Annotated in this window: 1 protein-coding gene (running past one end of the window); it reads left to right on the top strand. The window is 62.3% G+C overall.

Annotated elements, in window-relative coordinates:
- Positions 1-269: 269 nt before the first annotated feature.
- Positions 270-25587 carry the 5' portion of a CARDB domain-containing protein gene (locus H1B37_RS14300; RefSeq protein WP_182867348.1) on the top strand. The gene runs 15182 nt beyond the window's last position, so the window shows 25318 of its 40500 coding nt (coding positions 1-25318); its start codon is at positions 270-272; its stop codon lies beyond the right edge, outside the window.

Raw genomic sequence — 25587 nt, 5'->3', positions numbered from 1 at the left:
TTGCAATCGGTGGCGGAACCACTAACCTGTGGGGGTCGCAGGGATGGGCTGACGCGACAATAACGGGGGGCACGCGATCGTCGGTCTCTGTCCTTGCACGCGTGAATCGAACAGACAGCGGATGCGATTCACGCCGATGGTGCTTCGTTTGCGTTGCTCGCCCTTTGCGACCCTATTCCCATCTCTCGGCCGGGAACGCTACAAGGGTCACACGCTTTTCGGTAGCCTTTCACCGTTCCAGTGCCGAATCGACTTGAAAGGCAGCATTGATGGCACGGAAACAGGACCGGTCGCGGCGGCGGCCGGGGTTTGGACACCGATGGCGGGACCGACGCCGGACCGCCGTGGCCAGGAAGGCTCGGAAACGTATCAGCCAGGGGCTGGTTCGACCACCGTTTGAAACACTCGAAGCCCGACATCTGCTGGCGACCCTTCACTGGGACGGCGGCGGCGATGGAACCCGCTGGCATGATCCCTTGAACTGGGACGGCGATGCGTTGCCGGGACTCGCCGACGATGTCACGATCGACGATCTTTCGCGTGACCTTGTCGTCCGCATCGACGCCGCCACCGAAGTCGCTTCGATCGTCTCCACAGAACAACTGCATCTGGTCGGCGCGGAACTGAAGACGACGTCGCTGGTCGTCGACGAGTTGACGCTGCAAGACGCCACGCTGCGTCCGCGCGAGAATGCGACGCTTTCGGCCACCATTGCCGATCGACTGACGATCGATTCCGCGTCCAGCCAATTCATGATCCTGGGCAACCTGCACGTCGACGGCGACCTGATCCTGCAGTCGCCTGTGCACCTGGTCGCCGAGGGAACCCAGGCCAGCCTTCACGTCGACGGCGATGTCGATTTGGGTCAGGCCAGTCTGACCGCTCGCGACGGCGGCGTGATCTCGTTTCCGTCCGTTCAAAGCGATCGGCATCGCTCGACGGGCAACAACCAATGGCGACAGTTTCTTGCCAACGGCGCCGGCAGCCGAATCGAACTCGGCGGCCTGCGATCCCTGACCGGCGCCACCCACTACAACTCCACCACCACCTACCAAGCCGACGGTGGCGGCGTGATCGACCTATCCGGCGTGCAGTCGGTGATCGACCCGGTCCAAGGGGACACGCGGCGCCGATCGTTCACCTTCCTCGCGGCCGATGCCGGCAGCCGCATCGATCTCTCCAGCCTGACGTCGGTCATCGACCAAAACTCGGACCAGCGGACAAGCTTTTCGGCAACCGACGCCGCGACGATCAATCTCGCCGCTTTGACCGATGCCCGTGGCAGCCGTTTCGTTGTTGACGGCACGGGCAACCTCGCGGTCGATTCCTTGCGGTCACTGAACGAATCCGAATTGATCGTCCGCGCGAGCGACGTGACGCTGTCGCAGCTGACCTCGGCGGGCGGAACCACCTTTGATGTCGCCGCCGCTCAGCTCGCGCTGCCCCTGATCGGTGAACTTCAAAGCGGAGCGATCGTCGTCGACGAGGGGGCCGTCTTTTCCGCGCCGCAGCTGGACAACATCGACGGAACCGACCTGGTTGCCCGCGGCGGTGTCACGTTGTCGTTGCCCGGCATCACCCACTACCGACACCTCGGCGACACATCATCGGTCGATCGGTCCTGGTCGGCCAGCGGATCCGGTTCGCGGCTTGAACTGCCCCATCTAACGGCGGTCATCGGCGGGCACGGTTACAACAACGATCACAACATCCACGCCGATGACGGCGGAGTGATTTCGCTGCCGGCGGTCACACAGTTGGTCGACGAACCGACCGGCGACCTGAACTTCCGCTCGTTCGACATCCTCGCCTCGGGAACGGACAGTCGCATCGAATTCGATGCGTTGACGTCGATCATCGACCGCAACGGCAACGGGCCCGGCCAGCATTCCCGAATCGACGCCGAGGCCGGCGGTGAGATTCTCGCTCCGGCACTGCAATACTTGCGCGGCACCGAAGTCAATGCGGACACCCCCGGTGACATCGATGTCGCGCTTCTTGCCGCGATCGAAGACGGCATGGTGACGATCGATGGTCGACCGGGCGACTTCGAACAACTGGTGTCAATCACAAACTCGCATTTGGCGTTGTCCGCGACCGACGCAAGGCTTCCGCAAATCACGCGGTTCGAACACAACTTGCTCGAGACCGACGCGGCGGCAACCGTCGCGATGCCGTCGGTGTCCAGCATCGACGGATCAAGTCTGCGCGCTCTCGGCGGAACCGAAATCGAGTTGCCGCAAATCCAGTCCTACGACTTTGCGACGACGGAAATTAATTCATTCGCGTCTTGGATCGCCGAAGGGGCCAACAGTCGCATCGATCTGTCCGGGCTGCGCTGGATCCGCGGCGCGACCGAATCCGGCGCGCAGCTCGGCGTCGAAGCGACAGCGGGTGGACACGTCGATTTGCAAAACCTGGTGCAAGTCGTCGATCCGACCGACGGCAACACGAGCGGCCGGCGTTTCACCTTTTCCGCCGACGGAACCGATTCACAGCTCCGGCTCGGTTCGCTGGTCAACGTCGTCGATCGCAATGAAAACGTCGTCTCTTCGCTGACCGAGACCTCCGGCGGAGAAGTCATCGCGCCCGCGCTGACCGCGCTCATCAATACCACGTCGACGATCCAGGCGGGTGATCAAACGTCCGACGCAAGCCGACCGGCACCCGTGCAACCGAGCCCGGACGCTGACGCGAATCGGCCGATGGCAACGGAGCATCAACCCTCCGCGGCTGCCCCGCCATCCTCCAGCGAATCCATTCCCAGCGCTCGAACCGTCACCTGGATCGGCGGCGATGGGAACTGGGATGATCCGTCCAACTGGGGCGACGGAGTCGTCCCGGGGCGCCTGGATGATGTCGTCCTTGCGGTCGCCGGCGTTACCGTCACCATCGACGACGGCGACAAGGTCATCCGCAGCATCCAAGGTCCCGGCGGACTGAACCTAATCGGCGGCTCACTGACCGCCACCGCGGACTCGACCCTCTCCGGCCCCTTCAACCTGTCCGGCGGTGCCACGCTTGTCGCCCAAGGCCCCGAGGCGTCGCTGGTCATCGACGGCACGCAAGCCATCGACGGCGGCAACCTGCGTGTCGAAGACGGCGGCGAACTGATTTTCAATCACCTGACCACCTACCATCACGCCGCGACGGCCAACAATGTCCAGCGAAATTGGATCGTCCAAGGTGCCGGCAGCCGCTTGGTGTTTCCGTCTTTGCAAACGATCCATGGCGGCACCAACTACGGAAACCGACTGAACATCCAAGCCCATTCCGGCGGGCACATCGATCTGGGGACCGTGACACAGATCGTCGATGATGACGGAGGCAACACCGCGCGCCGTGGGATCACCTTCGTCGCCGAAGACGCCGGCAGTTCCATCGACCTGCGTTCTTTAACGTCCTTCAGTGACCGTGCGACGTTGCCCGATGACCCGCTGTCCTATTCCAATCTCATCGCCCGTGGCGGAGGCGCGTTCACGCTCCATTCACTTGAAACGCTCGATGGCGTTGCGGTTGCCCTCGACGCCGACAGCCACGTTCCGCTTGCCGCCGTGACGACGTTCGATCGCGGACGGCTCGACGTGACCGGCCAAACCGTCACACTGCCGGCGCTATTGTCTGCCGATGAAACCTTCTTGCAGTCCGACAACGGTTTCATCGACACCGCCGCGTTGACCTTGTTGACCCGCGGCGGATTGCGGTTGCTTTCCGGCGGTCGAATCAACACCAGCCTATTGGCAACAATCGATGGGACCAGCATCGATGTCGCCGACGGTATTGCGCTGTCGCTCCCTTTGGTGACGACGTATTCGCACGCGACCACCGATAGTTCCCAGACGCGGACGCTGATCGCATCCGGCAACGGCAGCCGACTTGAGTTTCCCAATCTGGCTCGGGTCGAAGGCGGTTCCTCGTTTCGATCCCAACTCGTGATCGACGCACATGACGGCGGTGCGATCGATCTGTCTGGTGTAACAGAGATCACCGAGCCCGCCGGCGGAAACACTTCCGGCCGGGCCGTGCACGTTTCGGCCGACGGCCCACTGAGTGTGATCGATCTGTCATCGCTGGCCACCTTCACCGACCGCGGTGAATCGCCGGCCTCCCAGAACGCCGCCGGCGGCCACTCGTCGCTGACCGTCACCCGCGGCGGCGCGATCCTCGCCCCCGTGTTGGCGTCGCTGACCGGAGTGCGAATCTTTGCCGATGCGGGCAGCTCGTTTTCATGCGCCTCGATCACCGATGCAACCAACAGCGTCTTGCACGCCGTGGGCAACGGGCCGCTTTCGTTTTCAGCCCTCACCACCGCCGCCGGCACCGCGATTCGGATCGACGGGCACGCCGCCGCACTGCCGGCACTGACCGATCTTTCGGCAGGCGAACTCTCGCTCGCTGGTGGCGGCACGGCGACCGCGCCGCTGTTATCGGGCATCGACTCGGCAACCCTGATCGCCCGCGATGGCGTCACGCTCGCCCTCCCCTCGGCCACGTCCCTTCACCACGCGACCACGGCTCCGAATCAAACCGCGATGCTTCGTGCCGAAGGCTGGGGCAGCCGCATTGAGCTTGCCGCGGTCACGGAAATCGTCAACGGCGACGATTACAACGCACGCATTTTCATCGACGCCTTGTCCGGTGGCGCTGTCGATCTGTCCGGGGTTGAATCGATCCAAGACCCGGACACCGGCAATGCGTCTCAACGGAGGATCGAATTGCTCAGCGAGGGCGTCGGCAGTCAGATTCGATTGGGCCAACTACAAGCCTTTGTCGACCATTCCTCCGGCTCGCTGACCGGGTCGGATCGTTTCTCGACCATTCATTCACGCTACGGCGGAACGATCGATCTGGGCAGCAGCGTTCCCGGTGGCAGCGTTCCCGGTGGCAGCGTTCCCGGCGGCACGACACTCGGCGGCGTCCACTTGACGGCCGGACCCTCCGGATCGATCAACGGCAAGTTCGCGTTGGAATCGGATTCGGTCCTGACCGGCAACGGCCACGTGCAAGCGGACATCGTCGTTGCGGGATTGGTCGATCCAGACCACAAACTGATCGTCGACGGTTCGTTGACGCTCGCCGCCGGTGGCCAGTTGAACTTGGACATCGGCGGAGTGACGCCGATCGACGAGCACGACGTGTTGGAAATCACCGGCGCCGTCACGCTCGATGGCATCATCCGAACCACCCGTGTCAACGATCACCGTCCACAACCGGGCGACGGCTATGTCGTGATGACCTACGCGTCGCGCAGCGGTTCGCCCGACTACACCGGACTTGACTTCGGCAGCCAAGTTTTGACGCCGGAATTATCGCCGACGGCACTCGGATTCGTCACGGGGTTCTCCAGCGGTGCCGCAGTCGTCTCGATCACCGCCTCGGACAGCGCGATCGATCCCGACGGTCCTTTCGTTGTCATCGAGTTCAGCGAGCCGATTGATCGTGATTCGTTGACCGCAGACGACGTCGCGTTGGTCGGACCGGCCAATGGGGCGCTCGCGATCGAATCGATCCTGCCGGTGCTCGGATCCGATCACCGATTCATCTTGCGTCCGGAAATGGACTCATTCGTCAACGGGGACTACTCGCTGACCATCGGCCCCGACGTGCTCGATTGGGGCGGCAACCCGATGAATCAAGACGGCGACGAAGTCAACGGCGAACCGGTCGAGGACCAGGCATCCGGACTGTTTCACTGGGCATTGCCGGATCTGGCGTTGGACGGAAATGTCTTGCCGACCGACGCAACCGAGTTTTTCTTCGGCGCCGACGTGTCGTTACTGTTCGAGATCAAGAACGAAAGTACCGCTGCGGCGGGCGGCAGTCCCTGGACCGATCGAATTTACCTATCAACCGATCCCGTCCTGGACGCCGGCGACTTGCAGCTTTACGAATCGGTTCGCAGCGCATCGCTCACCGCCGGCGAATCCTATCGGCACGACATCGATGTTTTGCTGCCGCTGCTCCAGTCGCTTGAGAGTGGCACGTACTACTTGATCGCTTCGATTGATGACGACGGCCAGATTCATGAAAGCGACGAAGTCAACACGTTTGTTTCTGCGCCGCTCGCGTTGACGGTTCCGCCGCTGGTCGACTTGTTGCCGACGTCGATCAGCGGACCGGCAACCGGTCAACCGCGGACCGCGAGTGTGTTCACCTGGACGGCGATCAACCAAGGCGACGCGGCGACGCCCGACCGCTGGTTCGATCGCGTCTACTTGCAATCGGTCGCGGCTCCCGAAATCTCACATCTGGTCGGAGGCGCTTTCCAAGCCGACGTGGTCGCGCCAGGCGAAAGCTATCTGTCGATGATGACGATCGACTTGCCAAACCTGGACGACGGCGAGTATCGCATCATCATCGTCAGCGACGACACCGGGCGGTTGTTCGAAGGGCCGTACGAGTCGAACAACCGGCTGGTCGGTGACACGATCCAGATCAGTCACCCCGACGTAGTTGCGACCAACTTAGCCGTGCAGACCGCGACCAACTCCGGGCAAACCCTGCCGATCAGCTTCGAATTTGCCAACCAGGGCTCGGGCGTCGCGTCACAGTGGCAACAACGCATCTATTTGTCGGACGACCTGACTGTTTCCGCCGACGACGCCTTGATCGATCAGTTTGAAATCTTTCAGTCGCTCGCGCCCGGGCAAACCCGCAGCATCAACCGCGAATTGACGATCCCCGTCCATCTGCAGGGTGAAAAGCATCTGTTGGTCGTCACCGATGCCGCGAACGAACTCGGCGAACGGCCCGATGGTGAAGCCAACAATCTGACAACCGCACCGATCACCGTCACGCTTTCACCCTACGCCGATCTTTCGGTGAGCAATGTTTCCGGGCCGGCACAGGTGCTGGGGGACCCTGCGCAGCTGACGGTCGGCTGGACCGTTTCCAACATCGGCACCGGCCCCGGACTGGTGGATCGATGGACCGATGCAATCGTGCTCAGTCCCAATGACGTTTTCGGCGACGATGATGATGTTGTGGTTGCGATGTTCCAGCAGACGGGGTTCCTGGACGTCGGAGGTTCTTACGCACGCAGCGAAACGGTTTTGTTGCCTGCCGGGGTTAGCGGACGATTCAACGTGATGGTCCGCAGCGACTTTGGCGATCGGGTGTTCGAAAACGGCAACGAGGCGAACAACGATGCCGCCCACGCCGGCGTGATCGATATCATGCCGGTCCCGTATGCGGATCTGGTCGTTGCCGACATTGACATCCCGCTGCCGGTCAACTCCGGATCCGTTGCCCGTGTCTCGTGGGCGGTCGAAAACGCTGGGATCGGGATCACCAACCGCGGCGATTGGTACGACGTGGTTTATCTGGCGACCGACCCCGCCGGAACACAGGCCGTCGAGGGTACCGAAACGCGTTTCCAACACTTCGGTCAACTCGCTCCGAGCGATCGCTACACTCGGACCGGCAATCTGATCGTGCCCGATGGATTGTCCGGTAACCACTACTTGATCGTTCACACGGCGGCCGACGATGGACCGTACGAGTTTATCTTCGACGACAACAATCGGGCGACCGACACGTCGTTTCCGATCACCTTGTTGCCGTCGGCGGATCTGGTCGTCAGCGAGATCGTGGCGCCGAGCGTCGCTCAAGAAGGAACGCTGGTCGACGTCGGCTGGACAGTCACCAACAGCGGCGACGGCCTGGCATCGGGTGGCTGGATCGACCGAGTCTATTTGCAACCGGCCGGCGATCCCGACGCGGAAATCATCCAACTGGGAACGTTCCCCTTCGTCGATCCCATCCCGCCGGGCCAAAGCTACTCACGCAGCGAATCGATCCGCATTCCGATCCAGGCGGCGGGTGCCTTCAATCTATTCGTCCGAACGAACCATGGCGATTTGGTTTACGAAGGCACCGCAAACGCCAATAACACGACCGCCCGGCCGATCACCGTTGACGTTCGACCGCGAGCGGATTTGCAAGTCGACTCGATCACCATCCCCGAGCGGTTGTCCGCCGGAGCGACGTTGGCTCCCCAATTCACCATCGTCAATCAAGGCGCCGTCGGAACGGGCAGTATCGGATGGGTCGATCGCGTTTATCTGTCGCTCGATCCGGTCATCGACCCGGCTGACATTCTGATCGGCGAACTCGATCACGGCTCAGCCTTGGCGGCGGGCCAGCGTTACAGCACCGAAGCGGGCAGCGTGACGATCCCGATTCGCTATCGCGGTGACGTCTATGTGATCGTCCAGACCGACGCAAGAGATAACATCGCCGAATGGCCTAACAACCAAAACAACCTTCGTTACCAATCGATCTTTATCGAACCCGAACCGCTGGCCGATCTGGTCGTCAGCGATGTGGTCGCGCCCGGCCAAGTCGTCGCCGGAGCCGAGATTCCCATCCGCTACACCGTCACCAACCTGGGCAGCGGCGCAACCCACGGCGACGCTTGGGCGGAAAACGTCTGGCTGACGCGAGACAAAAATCGCCCCCACCCCGGGCAAGGCGACTTGCTGCTGCGAACGACCACCCACGTCGGATCATTGGATCGCATGGCCGGCTATGAAACCGAGACGACGATCCGCATCCCGTTGCAACTGGAATCGGGCCACTGGTTTGTGACGCCTTGGGTCGACCCGCTGGGTGTCGTTCCCGAAGACACGTTGGCGTCGAACAACAACCCCGACGATCCCAACAACGTCGACAACAACAATTACAAAGCGCGGCCGATCCAGGTGCTCGGGGCACAACCGGACTTGGTCGTCAGCGAGATCGTCGCACCGACGGTTGCAAGCGGCGGTGATTCCGTCACGATTTCCTGGACGGTCGACAACCTTGGATTGGCCGATGCCCTGCCGGGCGGTTGGATCGATCGCGTCTATCTGAGCGACCATCCCGATCCCAAATCCGACGCCGCGAGGACGTTGTTGTTGGCTGAAAAGAAACGCGACTTGCCGCTCGCCAAAGGCGCCTCCTACACCGCTTCGGTCGACGTCGATTTGTCACCCTCGGCCGCGGGCAGCTACATCGTCGTCATCACCGACGACGACCTGCCGCCGCAACCCTCGATCGATCTGTCCCGCTTCTTCGCCGCCGCGACCGCTGCCGAAACGTTTGCCCCGGTGATCGAAGTCGATGAAACCAACAACGTCACCGCGATCGCGACAACCATTCATTCGGCCGCAGCTAATTTGAAAGTCGTCGGCTTCGATCTGCCCGCCGATGCGAGGTCCGGCGAAGAAGTGACGTTGCGCTACACCGTCGAAAACATCGGCCAGCATCCCGTTTGGAGCGGCACGACGTACTGGAAAGATTTCTTGTGGCTCTCGCCCGATCCCACGTTCATTCGCGAGCGGGCGTCCTATCTGGGGGCATCGATTCTCGCGCCGGCCGAAACGATCGATCCCGGTGATCAATACACCGTCAGCTTCACCACGACCCTGCCCCAAGGCACCGGCGGTGATTATTCGTTGTGGGTGCACTTGAATGCCAACAACGACCAGTCGCCGTTTCTGTTTCCCTATCAATCGCGTCGTCTGTTGACCGACTGGTACCCGGCCGACGAAGGCGACAACACCCAGTGGCGGTCTCATTTCGGGCATTGGGCATTCGACGATCCCTCCGACAACCTGGCCCGCGCCGACTTGTCGATTCAATATGACGAAGCCGATTTGACGGTAACCGATTTTCAGGCGCCCGCCGGTGCAAGTTCCGGTGAAACGATCGAATTGGTTTACGCGGTCCAAAACACGGGCAACCGGGCAACGCGAGTGGATTCGTGGGCGGATCGTGTTTTCTTGTCCCGTGATGCATCGCTGGACAATTTGGACACCCAAATCGCATCGGTTTCGCACCGCGGTTCGCTCGATCCCGGCCAGTCGTACACGGGCCGCGTGTCGGTTCAGATCCCCGACGGCATCGAAGGCGATTTCCATCTGCTGTTGTTCACCGATTCGGCGGCCATGCGCGATCGATCGGGGCGACCGAGCGACATTGGTTTTCGTCGCGTCGGGATCGAATTTGAACTTCCCGGCGTGCTTGCCCCGTGGGACTTGGCATCCTCGGCGGCGCGTGAATCGGCGCGCGGCGACGTCGCGGAGTATCAATCCGAAGGCAACAACATCGCGGTGCGCAGTCTGCCGGTGACGTTGTCCGATCTGCCGGACTTGCAAGTCGCGTCCGTCACCGCGCCCGACCGCGCGACGCGGGGTCAAGAAATCGATGTCACCTACACCGTCACCAACCACGGCGGAACGACGGTCCAGGGGCAACGCGAATGGATCGATGGTGTTTATCTGTCGCGGGACAGGTTCTTGGACCTGCATCGCGACCTGTATTTGGGATCATCGACGCACGAAGACGGCTTGGTCGGGGACGCTTCGTACACGAACACGTTGACCGTGTCGTTGCCGCCCGGGTTGCTGGGACCATACTACGTGTTTGTCGTCACCGATCCCGATCGATCACGCCCGACCGGCGATGTGTTCGAAGGTCCCCGCGAACGCAACAACGACGCTTCCCCGCCGATCCCGATGGTCATCCAATTGCCCGATCCGGCGGACTTGCAAGTGACCGCCGTCGACGTCCCGCCGGACGTCACCGCCGGCACATCGGCCCAGATCACTTGGACGGTGACCAACACCAGCGACGTCACGGTCTCCGGCCGTTGGTCCGACAGCGTGTACTTCAGCAGCGACGCGACCTGGGACATCGACGATGCGGCGGTCGGACGCGTGGAATTTCGTGGAACGTTGGCCGCCGGCGAAAGTTATACGTCATCGGCGGAGATCATCACGCCGTCGCTGACCCCCGACAGCTATCGAGCCATCGTCCGCAGCGACATTTTTGATCAAGTCTACGAGGACGTCGGGGAAGGCAACAATCAGACCGCATCGGCATCGACGATGCATCTGGTCGCTCCTTCGTTGACCTTGGGCGTGCCACGGGACAGCACGTTGTCGACGTCCCAGCAACGGCTGTTCGCGGTGGACGTCCCCCCGAATCGAACCTTACGGGTCACCGCAATCGCCGCCGACGATTCGATTCATGAAGTGTTCCTGCGACACAACCAAGCGCCCACGGCGCGGTCCTTCGACGCCTCGTCCGGCGGCGCACTGTCCGACACCCCCGCGGCGATCGTCCCGACCACCGACGCGGGAACCTACTACGTCCTGATCAGTGGTTTTTCGACCGAACAAGACGATTCGCCCCTAAAAGTTCTGGCCGAGTTGTTGCCGCTGGCGATCACCGACATCCGCACCGACATCGGCGGCGATTCGGGACTGGTGACGACGACAATTTTCGGCGCGGGATTCCATCAGGACGCGATCGTCAAATTGGTCCGCCCGGGGTTTGCCGAATTCGTTCCGGCGGCACAAAACCATGTCTCCGCGTCGCAATTGATCGCCACCTTCGATCTGCAAGATGCACCGCACGGGTTGTACGACGTCCACGTGATCAACCCGGACGGCGAAATCGCGATCGTACCGTATCGCTTTCAAGTCGAACGAGCCATCGAACCCGAAGTGACCGTCGGCATCGGCGGCCCACGCTACGTTTTGGCCGGCGACAACGGAACCTACAGCGTCACGCTGGAAAACACCGGCAACGTCGACGCACCGTACGTGTTCTACAACGTCGGGATTCCCGAACTGGGGATCAACCAAAACGTCTACAACCTGCCCTACAACCATTTCACGTCCAACCTGCGTGGCGGGATGGAGGGTTCGTTTGCGGATCTGCCCTGGGCCGAACTCGATTCGGCGGTCAACCTCGACGGGCACGTGACCGCTGCCGGCTACCTGTTGGATCATCCGGCCGATGGGTTCGCCGGATTCACGTTCCAAGTCCAAACGTATCCGGGACTGCGTGAATTGCACGACCATGCCTGGGACGCGTTCAAGGCAAAGATCTACGAAGCGATCCCGCAATATGCCGCGACAGACTTCTTGGCCGACGGGCCGGAATCGCTTGACAAGATCTCGCCCGGCCTATCACTGGTCTGGGAAGCCTTCGGTGCGGTGCCGGATTTGTTGATCCAGCCGCTGATCCCGTTCCAGTTCCACGTCGTCGCGTCGGCAACCTCGATGACGCGGGACGAGTTCCTGCGACATGCGCTCGACCAGGCCGATCAACTTCGCCAAGGCATCCTGGCCGACGAACACGCCGACGCGGCACTGGTCAATTTGGCCGGCGAACCCGAAGCGTGGCGATCACTCTACATCAGCTACCTGACCGAAAGCGGAACACTGCGCGCCGTCGATGCGCCCCCGCCGACGCGACGCGATCAAGAACTGACCAGTTTGATGGCCACCCTGGCCGGCGCCGTGTTGACAGGCCCCGGCGGCGACCAAGTCATCGCTAGCGGCGACTTGACGGATTTCTTTGAGGACGTGCGGCGATGGTATGGACATGACCCGACCATCCAGGCCGCGATCGATCCCAACCAAGTCAACTTCACCTCCGATTCGCTGTCCTTCCTGGGCATCCTGCAAAGCCCCAATCCGGTCGCGGCTCTGCCGACGCTGGATGATTACGACTTGGCCCTCGATGCGAACACCCATTTTCAAACCATGCGCGTCTATGTGCCGTGGGTGCCGTTCGGCAATCGCGGCGCGGGGATTCCGGCGGAGTATCAGATCAGCGGGATCACGCCGAACGATGAAGACGTCTTCTTTCCGCTGAACTTGCAGGGGTACTACGATCAGGAAGACGCCAGTACCGGGGCGGTGTCCCAGACGGGGCCTTTCACGCTGGAAACCGGGGGCTACGTGCCGGCCGGCCAACCGCTGCCGTTTACCGTCCACTTTCAAAACGATCCCGGCACGACCAACGATGCCAACGAAGTCCGCGTCGTCGTTCCGCTGGATGATGCCGTCGACCCCCGCAGTTTCCGACTCGGTGACATCAAGATCGGTGACATCACCATTCGCGCCCCCGAGGGAAGATCGCTTTACCAGGGCGAATTCGATTTCCACGACAGCCTTGGGTTTAACCTGCGAGTCAGTGGGGGAATCGACGTCAAGTCCAGCGCCGCGACGTGGTTGATTCAGGCGATCGATCCGCTGACCGGCCAGGTCCGCACCAGTCGCGACGGCGGATTGCTGCCGCCCAACAATGCCCGCGGTCAAGGCGCCGGTTTTGTTTCTTACAGTGTCCAGTTGGCCGACGCGGTCGAAACCGGTCAGACGGTCAAAGCGCGGGCTCGGGTGATCTTGGACAACGCGCCGCCGGAGGACGCCGCCGCGTTGACGTACACCATCGATGCGTTCGCGCCGACCAGTCAGATCGACGTCACGGCGCTCAATGACCAAAACGATTTTCGAATCCGTTGGAACGCGACCGACGACGAAGGCGGCAGCGGGTTTCAACACGTTTCCTTGTACGTCGCCGAAGACGGTGGCGACTTCAAACTTTGGAAACGGCAACTGCCTCAGTCGAGCGGCGAGGATGTGTTTATCGGCCGTGTCGGCAGGGCCTATGAATTCCTGGCCCTCGCCACGGATCGAGCGGGCAATCGAGAAACGCCGCCCTCGGGTGCGACCGCCGATGACGACGGATCGACCACCGCGCTGGGCGGGTTGCCGAGCGTCGACGCAACGACTCGCCCCGATCTCGGTCAGCCGCCCGAGCCCATGTCGCCGTCAACGCATCCACTGTTTACGTCAGCCGAGCAGCGGATCCCGTCGACGCAAAACAATGCGAACCCCGCCGCGTTCAACACCGTTTTTCAGCCATTCTCCGCCGCGCGGTTTGCAGACGGGTTTGACGTCGCGGTCGGTGCCGCGCAGGAATCGGGGATCGGCCCGATGGCGATCGCGGAGACACCCCGCGGCGACATCTTGGTCAGCGGCGGACCGGCCCGCAACCAGATCTATCGCTTTACACCGGACGGCGGAACAGCCAACGGAGTGTGGGCAGAACTCGATCACCCGATCTTCAACCTGGCCTTTGACGCATCCGGTCGACTTTGGGCCACGACCGGTGGCGGCCCGCTGTTGGAACTCGATCCGAACGACGGCTCTCTGCTTGCCCGGCACGGCGATGGGCTGACGATGGGGCTGGCCGTCGATCCGGCAACCGGTGACTTGGTCGTCGGATCTCGCTATGGTGTCGAACGCTTCGATCCGACCCGCGGGACGTTCACCCGACTCAGCCGCGATCAAAACCTGCGGGTGGGCAGCCTGGCGTTCGCCGACGACGGAACCTTGTATGGCGTCCAGTGGCCCCAACGCGATGCCGTGATCCAGTTCTTGCCCACCGGTCGCGCCGAAACCGTGCTGTCCTTTGACACGCCGATCGATTCGATCGCACTGGGGCAACGTGACACGCCGCTGCAAGGCTTGATGTTCGTCTCGCACAACGATGGATCGACGAATGTCGGAAACGCAAACGGCGGCAGCGAATTGACGATGATCGATGTCGCCAGTTGGCGGCGCGTCGACTTGGCCAGCGGTGGGACCCGCGGCGATGTGGTGGCGACGACCCGCGACGGTCGCCTCTTGATCAGCCAAACCAAGGCGGTCGATGTCCTCCGGCCGATCGCCGTCCCCGAAGTCCTGGCCACCAATCCGGCGCCACAAAACGTCGTCGCCTTGCCGCTGGGATTGATCCGCGTGTCGTTCAGCGAAGACATGTTCACGGGATTGGGAACCGAGCAACATTCCGTCTTGAACCCCGGCAACTATGCGGTCCGCGGCCAGGGAGACGATTCCCCAACGGTCACCGAGGTTCGCTACGACGAATCCACTCGCACGGCCTACCTGTTCGTCACGGGTTTCTCCGTCGGGGAGCAGACGCTGTCCATCGGCAAGGGCATCCAAAGTGTCGGCGGTTTCTCGCTCCCGGCCGACTACGAAATCCCTTTCACCACCGTCAGCGAGTTTTCAGCAAACGTTGATATCGAACTCTCCGGCACGCGGCTGGATCGTCAATCCCAAGCGATCACCTATGAAGTCGTGATCACCAACCGCGGCGACCACGACTTGCTGCTGCCGGCCACTCTGGCACTCGACCCGGCCGGCGGGAATCGCAGTGGGCACAACAGCGCCGTTCCGGGGCAAACCGCGATTGCTTCGACCGACGGCCGCTGGCTGTTTGACGTGGCGACCAATGTTCCCGGCGGCGTTCGGTTGCGACCGGGGCAATCAACGACGGCCAAATCGCTTCGTTGGCTGGCCCCCGATGACGCGACGGCTGATTTCGTGCCCCATTTCCTGGCCTCCGCGGCACCAAACCAACGACCTCGCTTTGATTCGATTCCGACCGAAACCGTCACCGCCGGTGCCGTCTATCGCTACGACGCGATGGCCAATGATCCCGACTCCACCACGGTCGCTTACCTATTGCAACGCGGCCCGGCCGGATTGCAGGTCGATCCGGACACCGGCGTGATCACTTGGCAAACCGACGTGGAAACGGCCGAGCACAACGAAGTCGTCTTGTATGCCTTCGACGCACGCGGCGGATTTACGTCCCAATCTTGGACGATCACCGTCGTCGGCGGAAACCGAGCCCCCGAATTCGTCTCGCCGCCAGACCATGCCGCGATGACGGAAAACGAAACACTGGTTTTGGGCGTCAGCGTGATTGACCCAGACGACGCGGCGATCGAAGTTTGGGTCGACAACCTGCCGCCGGGCGCGTTTTTCGATGCGACCAATCGAACCCTGTATTGGTCGCCGGGCGAAAACGCGGCGGGGATTTATCGCGACGTCACGCTGGTCGCCAGCGACGGCGTCAACACGATCCGCCACGCGTTCGACTTGGTCGTCGCCGATGCCGACCGACCGCCGCTGATCGATCCCCCGCCAGCGTTCACGTTGCGTCAGGGCGACCAATGGACCTATCGCATCGCGGCCCGGGACCCCGATGGCGACACGCTGACGTTTACCAGCGACGACCTGCCCCGCGGTGCGACCCTGGATGCCGACACCGGAACCTTGCACTGGACCGTCACCTTCGATCAAGCCGCGACACAAACCATTCCGATCACGGTCAGTGCGGGCGGCCAATCCGTCCACGACGAAATCCATGTCGATGTGATCAACGCCAACGGGGCACCGAGCTTTGAATCGATGCACGGTTGGTCGGTCGACGAAGGCCAAACGCTGGTCGTGCAAGCCTTTGCCCTTGACCCGGACAACCCCGAGTTTCGTTTGCCGATTCGTGATGCAGACGGCGCGCTCGTCCCCGCCGGTTTGGTGTCACCGGTCAGCTATCACGCGACACAATTGCCCGAGGGGGCATCCTTTGATCCCGAAACGGCCACGTTGACTTGGACGCCCAGCTACGACCAATCCGGCGAGTACACGGTACGCTTCGAAGCGACCGATGACGGCGACGCCGCCGGCGCGCCGGTCACCGTTACGTCCCTGGTCCCGATCTCGGTCCGCGACGTCAACCGACGGCCAGCGATCGACAGCCTGGAAACGCTTGTGCTCGAGCGCGGACAAATCGTCGATCTGCCCGTCGCAGCCTTTGATCCAGACGGTGACGTGATCACGTTGACCGCCGCCAGCGGATTGCCGGGGTTGCCGCTGCCGGACTTCATCGAATTCAGCGACAACGGCAACGGAACCGGGTTCTTTCACTTCACTCCCGGCACCGGCGATCGGGGCAGCTACACGCTGTCGGTCATCGCACGCGACGACGGCAATGGTCTCGGGCGAGGCCGTGTCGAAACGACGCAATATGACTTTGTCGTCACGGTCCAATCGGCCAACGACCCGCCGGTGCTTTCGCCGCTTCCCTCGACCATGGTTCTGGCCGGCGACTTGCTGCGATTGCCGCTAAAGACGACCGACATCGATCAAGAACCATTGCACTACGCATTCAGCGGGCTGCCGGCCGGCGCACGGATCGTCGATTCGATCGGCTACGGCGAAGCGCTGTTAAACTGGGATCCGCAAGCCGCCGACATCGGGACCTACAACGTGACCGTCACGGTGACCGATTCGGGCAACGACGGGATGGCAAACTCGCTTTCGTCGTCGCAAGACATTGCGATCCAGGTTCGTGACCACAACACCGCACCTGTGTTGGCGGACGTTCCCGATGCGAGTGTCGATGAAGGCCAATCGTTGACGCTCCAGTTGACCGCGACCGACGTCGACGGCGATGCCATCTGGTACACGTCACCGAATTTGCCGGATGGAGCAAGCTTGGATCCCGTCAGCGGCACGCTGCAATGGACGCCGTCGTTTGATGCATCCGGTTCCTACATGATCGACGTCACCGCGTCCGACGGGTCGGCTTCACACACGAAATCACTTTCCGTCGTTGTCGATGCGGTCAATCGGGCGCCCCGACTGGCGTTCCCGGCACGCCAATTCACGCGTGAAGGTGCGGTGATGGAGTTCCACGTCACCGGCGCCGATGACGACGGTGGGGTGTTGACGTTGACCGCGGCGAACGTGCCCGAGGGAGCCTGGTTCGACCCCAGTACCGGTCAGTTCCGCTGGCAACCGGAATTCGATCAGGCCGGAAACCACAACGTCACGTTTACGCTGACCGATTCGGAGGGCGCGTTCGATTCGATCACCGTCCCGATCGTCGTGGACAACGTCAACCGCGCCCCGGTCATCGAAAGCCGACACCATCAAGTGGTCGTCAGTGAACTTTTGCAACTCGACGTGGCCGCGTCTGATCCCGATCCCGACGAGACGCTGACCTATGCCGCCTACGGATTGCCCGACGGCGCGACGCTGGATGCAGCAACGGGGCGAATCGCGTGGGTTCCCAACCCGGGCCAACTCGGAACGTACGTGATCGACGTCCGGGCAAGCGACGGTTTGGCCGAAACCAAACACAACCTGGTCATTGACTCGGTCGCGACACCGCGATTGCCGGATGTTCGAATCGTGACCACGCCCAGCTATCCCGCGACGCCGGGACAAACGATCCGCGTTGCCGTCATCGCCGACGGTTTGGCACCGATCGACTCGCTAGGGTTGACCTACGAAGGCGCCGAGGTCCCCTTGGACGATCAAGGGCGCGCAAGCGTCATCGCCGCATCGCCCGGCAAAACCACGCTCACCGCGACCGCGATCGATACCGATGGGTTTGCGGGAATCGTGACCGAAATCATCCGCGTCCGCAACGTCGATGACAAAGACGACCCACGCGTGACGTTGCGAATCGATGGTTCGACCACGATCACCGAATCGGCTCAACTGGTCGGCTCGGTCAGCGACGTCAACCTGGACCGATGGACGTTGGAAATCGCATCCCGCGGATCGGGCTCCTCTCGAACACTGGCCGGCGGCGAAACGACCGGCGACGACCTGCAACTGGCGACACTCGACCCCGCAACCTTGGCCAATGGGTTTTACACCGTGCGGCTTTCGGCGACCGACATCAGCGGACGCACCGCACAAACCTCACTGGACGTCGAAATCAATTCGGCGACCAAAACCGATGCCTTCCTCCGCACCGACGTGGATGCGGAAATCGCGATCGGCGAGAAAACGTTTTCGATCGCCCGGCAATACGATTCCCATCGCCGGTCTTGGCGGTTCACCTTCCAAGATGTCGACTTGCAATCCGTCGCGAATTCCGGTGACACCGCGTCGGTCGGGATCCACCCGGCGCTCTCCCGCGGCGATCGTGTTTACTTGAATCTGCCCGATGGACGCCGGGTCGGATTCACGTTCGATCCCCAACCGGTTCGGCCGTTTCCCGCCAGCGAGTCGCTGGTGTTGTACAAGCCGCATTGGACCGCCGATGCCGGTGTCGTGTACGAACTGACGTCCCCGGATCGTTTGTTGGTCCTGGGCGGACAACGCTTCTACGACCATGCGACCGGTTTGGCCTATCACCCCGCCAATGATTTGTCAGGGGACAATGCCGGTTACGAATTGCGGCATCCCGATGGCAGGGTCGACGCGATCGATTTCAGCGGCCGAATCAAACGCGTGACCTGGGCGGACGGTGAAGTCTGGCAGATCAGTGATAGCGGAATTTCGCTGTCCGCCGATCTGTTTCTGCCGATCGTCCACAACGCAGACGGTTCGATCGCATCGATCCGGACACCGGCGGGCGATTTGCACTACGTGTACGACGATGCCGGGCGGTTGGTGGAAGTGCTGCGATCTGCGGAAACGCCCGAGTCGCTGCACCGCTACGGTTACCGATCCGCAACCGACGCGGTACTGGCGGTCGCCGTCGGCAGCGATGGGAATCACCGCGCCTACCCCAGCGACACGCCGCTGACAGCCGACCTGGGACGCTCGGCCGATTTTTCTGCCGCCGCGATCATCGGCGATCTTGATGCCGGCCAGATCGATCAATACGCGTTCACGATCGACCAGGCACAGCTTCGCAGCACCGACCAGCAAGTGGTTTGGGTTCGCGCGATCGTCCAGCGTTACCGCAGCACCTTCGTCGTCGACACGCCCGCGATCGCCGGACTGTCGCCGGTCGCACGTAGCGTCGACGGCGATCGGACGATCGCGTTGTTCGCCATTGAGCGTGCCGATCAATACCTGTTGAGCGTCCGAGGGGCATCGGCCGACAGTGCGGGCAAATATCGATTGCAGCTGGACGTGGTGGGCGACATCAACCAGGACGGCGCGGTTGATGGGATCGATAGCGAATTGCTGGTCGGTTTGCTGGGCACTTTCATCGGCGACCGTGTCTACGACGTCCGCGCAGACTTCAACGCCGACGGTGCGATCACGATCGCCGATGCACAGTTACTGGCTGCCAACTTCGGCCTGACGTCCGACGTGACCGCGACGACGGTCGGCGACCGGTTTGTCACCACGTCTGAATATCCGACCTACGCACCACCACCGGGCGACGGGACGCGACCGCCGATCGATCCGCCCGTCGATCCGTCCACCGGCGATGACACACGCATCACCCCCGAACCCGATTTGCCGCCGGCCGTCGAGCCGCCGACGTTCACGCCGACGTCCCTGGCGCCGACGGTCGGAGCGACGTTCGGAATTCGCAACGGCCGGTTCGATGTCGATGGCGACGCCTGGACGACCAGCGGCGACGTCGACTTCAGCGGCGGGGCTGCGGAACTGCGGGAAACGTCGACGCAGCGCACGTCACTTCGCCAAGCCTTTTACGTTCCCGATGACGCGTCGATCTTGCGACTGGCCGTTTCCGACTTGCAACTCCCCGCGGACATCAACCGCGCGCCCGACGCCCTGGAAATCGCGTTGCTCGACGCCAATACGTTTGCGCCGCTGGGGGACACGATCCCGATCGGCGACAGCGACGCCTTACTGAACTTTAGCGCTGATGGCACCTACCATCGCGGCACCGGTGTCGTCGTCGGCGATGCCCGATCACAGGATCCATCGTTGGACCTGGTGGGAATTTCCAGCGACGGCACGATGCTCGTTCAAATCGACATCAGCTCGATCCCGACGGGGACACTGGCGGTTCTGTCGATCGATTTGATCGGGTTTGCGGCTTCCGAAAGCCGCGTCCGCATCGACGACGTCTTCCTGGTCGCCGGACCGCTGCGATCGCCCGTCGCCCGAACCGACTTGACTACGACCAGCGAAGACATGCCGGTCAACCTGCAGGTGCTGGAAAACGATTCCGACCCCGAGTCGACCTTGAACCCCGCGACGCTGACCGTGGTGACGCCGCCTGATCACGGCCAAGTGTTTGTCAGCCCCGATTCGGGCATCATCACCTATGCCCCCGACCCCGATTACTCCGGCGACGACGCCTTCACCTACACCGTCAAAGACGCCGACGGATACGTTTCCAACGAAGCCTTCGTCAGCATCCAGGTGTCGCCGATCACCGACACGCCGCGGTTGAACGTCACGACCGTTCGCGGCAACCAGGACACGGCGCTGCCACTGGAAATCGACGCCGCGGCAACCGACGTCGATGACAGTGAAAACGTTCAGATCATGATCACTTCGTTGCCCCAAGGCGCGACGCTGAATCAAGGCATTCGGATCGCCGACGGACAATACCAACTGGACGCCGAGGACTTGGACGGTTTGCAATTGATGCCCTCGTCCGGTTGGAGCGGGCAAGCGATCGTCGACGTCACCGTCACCGCGACCGATCAGTCCGCCGACCCCGTCTCCATCGATGGTTCATTGTTGTTGGACGTGGGCAGTGTGATCGTCAGTCCGATGTCGATTCGAGCGTTCGAGGTCAATGGCGGGGAAATCCAACGATCGCAATTGCACACGCTGGCGGTGACGTTCAACCAAGACGCCTGGATCGCCGACGCCCCGGCCGATGTGTTTGTCGTCAACCACACCGGCGACGAAATCCGAATCTCGCCCAAACGGTTTGCCTATGACCGCGATACATTCACGCTGACGATCAATGTCGACGGTCTGGTCACCAACGACGATCAATATTATTTGATGCTACGAAACGCCGGGATCGCCAGCAGTGCGAACCGGTTGCAAACGATGGCCAGCGGACCGGAATCGGGCAGCGAGTTTCTGCCGCTGCCGTTCTTCAGCCTGCTCGGTGACGTCAACGGCAACAACGAAGTCGACGTCGATGATTGGCGTGACATCCGCATCAGTTTGAACTCCGACGCCAACTCGCCGCGTTACCTGCGACACCGGGATTTGACCGGCGAGGGGATCATCGACCGACACGATTTCGTCGCCTGGCGAAACCGACTAGGGCTGACGACCGATCAGGATGCACCCCAGGTCCTAGCCGCCATCACGCTGCCGGACAATCGATTGCCGTTGGTCAGCGCCTTTCAAACCGATGCGGATCTATCGCTGGTCGTCGATGACGTCAGCGATGTCGATTCGCTGACGGTTGCGGTCAATGGATCAACCCCCGTGGAAATCGCGGAACGCTTGTCCGCCGAAAACTCGCTGCGGTTGCCGCTGACGGAATTGTTTTCGATCGCCGGGCAACCGCTCGCCGCAACCCGGCATACGCTGACCTTGGTGGCGATCGATCGGTACGGCAACACGTCGGATCCAACCGAAGTCGCGTTCTCAATCGATGTGACCGCGCCGGCCACTCCCTCGGCTCCCGTGTTGCTGGACGAACAAGGTGACGTCTCGTCGACCCTGACGGTCGCCAATCCGAATGTTGTGATTCGATCGGTCGGCGAAACCGACAGCATCGTGCGTTTGTACCGCGACGGCCGCGAAGTCGGTTTGGGGATCGCGCAAAGTCCGGTTGATTTCCCCGTGAATCTCGGATCGCTCGGTGACGGGACGTTCACCTTCACCGCAACCGCCGAAGACCCCACGGGCAACCGAAGTGCAACCTCACAATCGCTGTCCATCACCGTCGACACGACCGCACCGCTGATCCCGTCGTTAAGGTTGGATCCCGGCAGCGACACCGGCACCGTGGGCGATCAAACGACCGACCTAGAACAGATTGCATTGATCGGAATCACCGAACCCGGCGCGACGGTGTCTCTGGCAGGTGACGTGGACCACACGGTCGTTGCCGATGCCGACGGCTCGTTCCAGCTGGGCAACATCCCGGTCCGCTTCGGCCCCAATCGTTTCACCGTTATCGCCGCCGACGCCTTAGGCAACCAGCGGACGCGCAGCATCAACCTGTTCCGACCACGGCTGGAATCCGATCCGCCGACGATCGCACTGTCCCTGGCCGAGGACACGGGACACTACTCCAGTGACGCCGTGACTGCGTCGCCCGCGATCCGCGGTGCACTAGATGACCAGTCCAACGTGACCGGGCTGTTCCTGTCCATCGAATCGGTCTCCGGCAACCAATCGGCAGCGTCGGCCGCGGGACCGTTCGACGTTTCGGCCGCCATCACCGGTGATACTTTTGAAATCCCCCCCGCGCTGATCGACGTCGTCCTGGGGCAAGCGCTCGACGATGGCGAAGTGACGTTTCACTTGGTCGCGGTGGACGAGTACGAAAACGCGTCGCAACCGCGGTCCATTTCCTTCACCCTCGATCGGACCGCGCCACTGGTTCCGGGCGCTCTCCTGCTCTCACCGGCCAGCGACCTCGGTCGCGATTCGGGTGACGCGATCACCCGCGCCGGTTCGTTGAACCTGGTGTTGGATGTTCCCGAACCGGCCACGGTCACGTTCTTTGTCGATGGAAACTCACACGCGGAGTTCCGCTTGCCGGCGGGAATCGGCGAGGTCACGTTGCCCGGCCTGACGGAAGGAGATCACCAGATCACCGCGTCGCTGGCCGACGTTGCCGGAAACGTGCAAGCGATGGCCGCGGCCCTGGATGTCACCGTCGATACCACCGCCCCAGCCGCTCCGGTCGTCGACTTGCAACTTCCCCCGTTCGGCAGCGACGCCGGCGCAGTGGTTGTGACGACCGAACCGGCCGCGACCGTTCGCGTCTATCGCGGACTCGATTCGCAAACCGTCGTTGCCCAGGCGATTGCGGCCGCCGACGGGAGCGTCCGCATCGAGGACCTGCGTTTTGCCGATGGTACCAACCGGTTTCGCGTGGTGGCCGAAGACGTCGCGGGGAACCCGAACGAAACGATCGGATCGGCCCACTTTGACGCCCCCGACTTGTCCGCCCCCGAAATCCGCTTGGCACTGGACAGCGACACCGGCCGATCCGATGCCGACGGATTGACAAACGACCCCACGGTCACGGGAACGATCGACGACGCCAGCCGGATCGCCAGCTTCCAAATCAGCCTCAGCGGCGGCCCCTATGTCAATTCACTGGGGTCACTTCACGACAACCGCTTCACACTCACCCGCAGCGTCCTGGAAACGATCGCCGGGCATCGGCTGGCGGACGGTCAAGTCACCGTTCGCGCACGAGCGACCGATGTCCTGGGGCATGTGTCCGACGTCGCGGAGTTGACGTATGTGCTGGATGCATCACGCCCCGCCGTTCCCGCCCCGTTGGTCTTGCACGGCGACGACGATAGCGGCACCGCCGGTGACTCCATCACCAACCGCACGACGCTGACCTTCGTCACCGGCGCGACCAGTGACGATGCTGACGTGATTCTGTTTGCCGACGGCGACAAAGTGGCTCGGGTCGCGGCGGCCGAAACCCTTCACTTGACCGTCGACAGTTCGCCCGGCCGGCATCGCTACGTCGCCCAGTCGGTCGACGCCGCCGGCAACATCAGCCCCTTCACGACGCCCCGATTCGTCACCGTCGACACGTCGCTGGTCGCACCGACGATCCGCTTGGATGTTCCCTACCGACGTGATGACTTGGGCGGCCCCTTTCATACCGCGTCCCAACAAGTTTCGTTGGTCGGTACCGCCGAGCCCGGCTCGCGTTTGGAAATCGATGGCCGGCCAAACTTTGCCGACACCGACGGCTTGGGGAACTTTTCGATCGACGCGGTTCAGCTGGTCCCTGGCATCAATCCGATCTCCGTGACCGCGACCGATGCGGCCGGCAACGCGCAGACCGTTCCGATCGAAGTCGTCTTTGTCGACGCCGACGGCCCGACGTTTGACATCGGATTGACCAACGACACCGGACGTAGTGACAACGACCGGATCACGCACGACCCTTCCATCGGCGGAACCCTCCGTGACGCGTCGACGATTCAGTCGCTGACCGGATCCATCAACGGTTTCCCGCCGGTCGACATTTCCGCGGCACTGGTCGGGGAAACACTCTCGATCGACGCTCCGACCCTCGGCTCCCTGGCCGGCCAACCGCTGCCCGACGGTCGCTATCAAGTCGCTTTGTCGGCGATCGACGCCTTCGGAAACGAATCCTCCGCCACGTTGCAATTCGATCTCGACCGCCAGGCACCTCCGATTGACTCCGGACCCGATCTGTTGACCGCCAGCGACCTCGGTCATGATCCGTTCGACAACCTGACTGCCGAAACGCAACCGACCGTACGTTTGTTCGCCGAACGCGGTGCGCTGGTTACGTTTTACGTCGACGGCGTCGTGTCCGGCGAAGTCTATTCGACCGGCGTCGCCCAGTACACGCTGCCGGCACTGGCCACGGGCACCTACCACGTCATGGCAACGATCGAAGACACCGCCGGAAACATCGCCGGCCCCAGCGATCCGCTGCTGCTGTCGATCGACGATCAAGCCCCCGCGGAACTTTCGCTGGAACTGCTGCCGCGGCACCGCAGCGGCGTGGATCCGAATCACACGACGGACGCCCAAGTCACCTTGGCCGGCATCGCGGAACCCGGCAGCCGGATCACGATGACCGGGCAACAGGAAACGCCGATCGCCGATGCGTCCGGCCAATTCTTCTTTGTGGTCGACTTGGCCACCGGAGCGAACGAGTTTGTTGTCACGTCGGAAGACCCGGCCGGCAACGTGATCGAGCAAACATTCGCCTTCACGCGCGGCGGCGAATTGCCTCCCGCAGTGACGTTGACACTGACCGATCAGGGCGACATCACCCCGCCGATGGTCCAGGGCCGAGTGGATTCCGAATCGCCAATCGCAAGCGTTCTGATCAGCACCGATCCAAACTTTGGCGGTCGCCTCGTCGACTTGACCGATTCGATCACCGCCGGCCGATTCACACTGACCGCAACGGATCTGGAATCAATTCATGGCGGACCGTTCGTCGATGGGAATCACGCGATCTACGTCCGTGCAAGCGACGGCGAAGGCCGTCGAAGTGAAACGGCGGTCGCCGATTGGTCGCGCGATTCGACGCGTCACGCCGACTTGCAGTCCAGTGTCACACCGATCG

This window comes from Stieleria mannarensis (assembly GCF_014154935.1).
Taxonomy (GTDB): Bacteria; Planctomycetota; Planctomycetia; order Pirellulales; family Pirellulaceae; genus Stieleria; species Stieleria mannarensis.
This window is presented reverse-complemented; position numbering and strand designations above follow the sequence as displayed.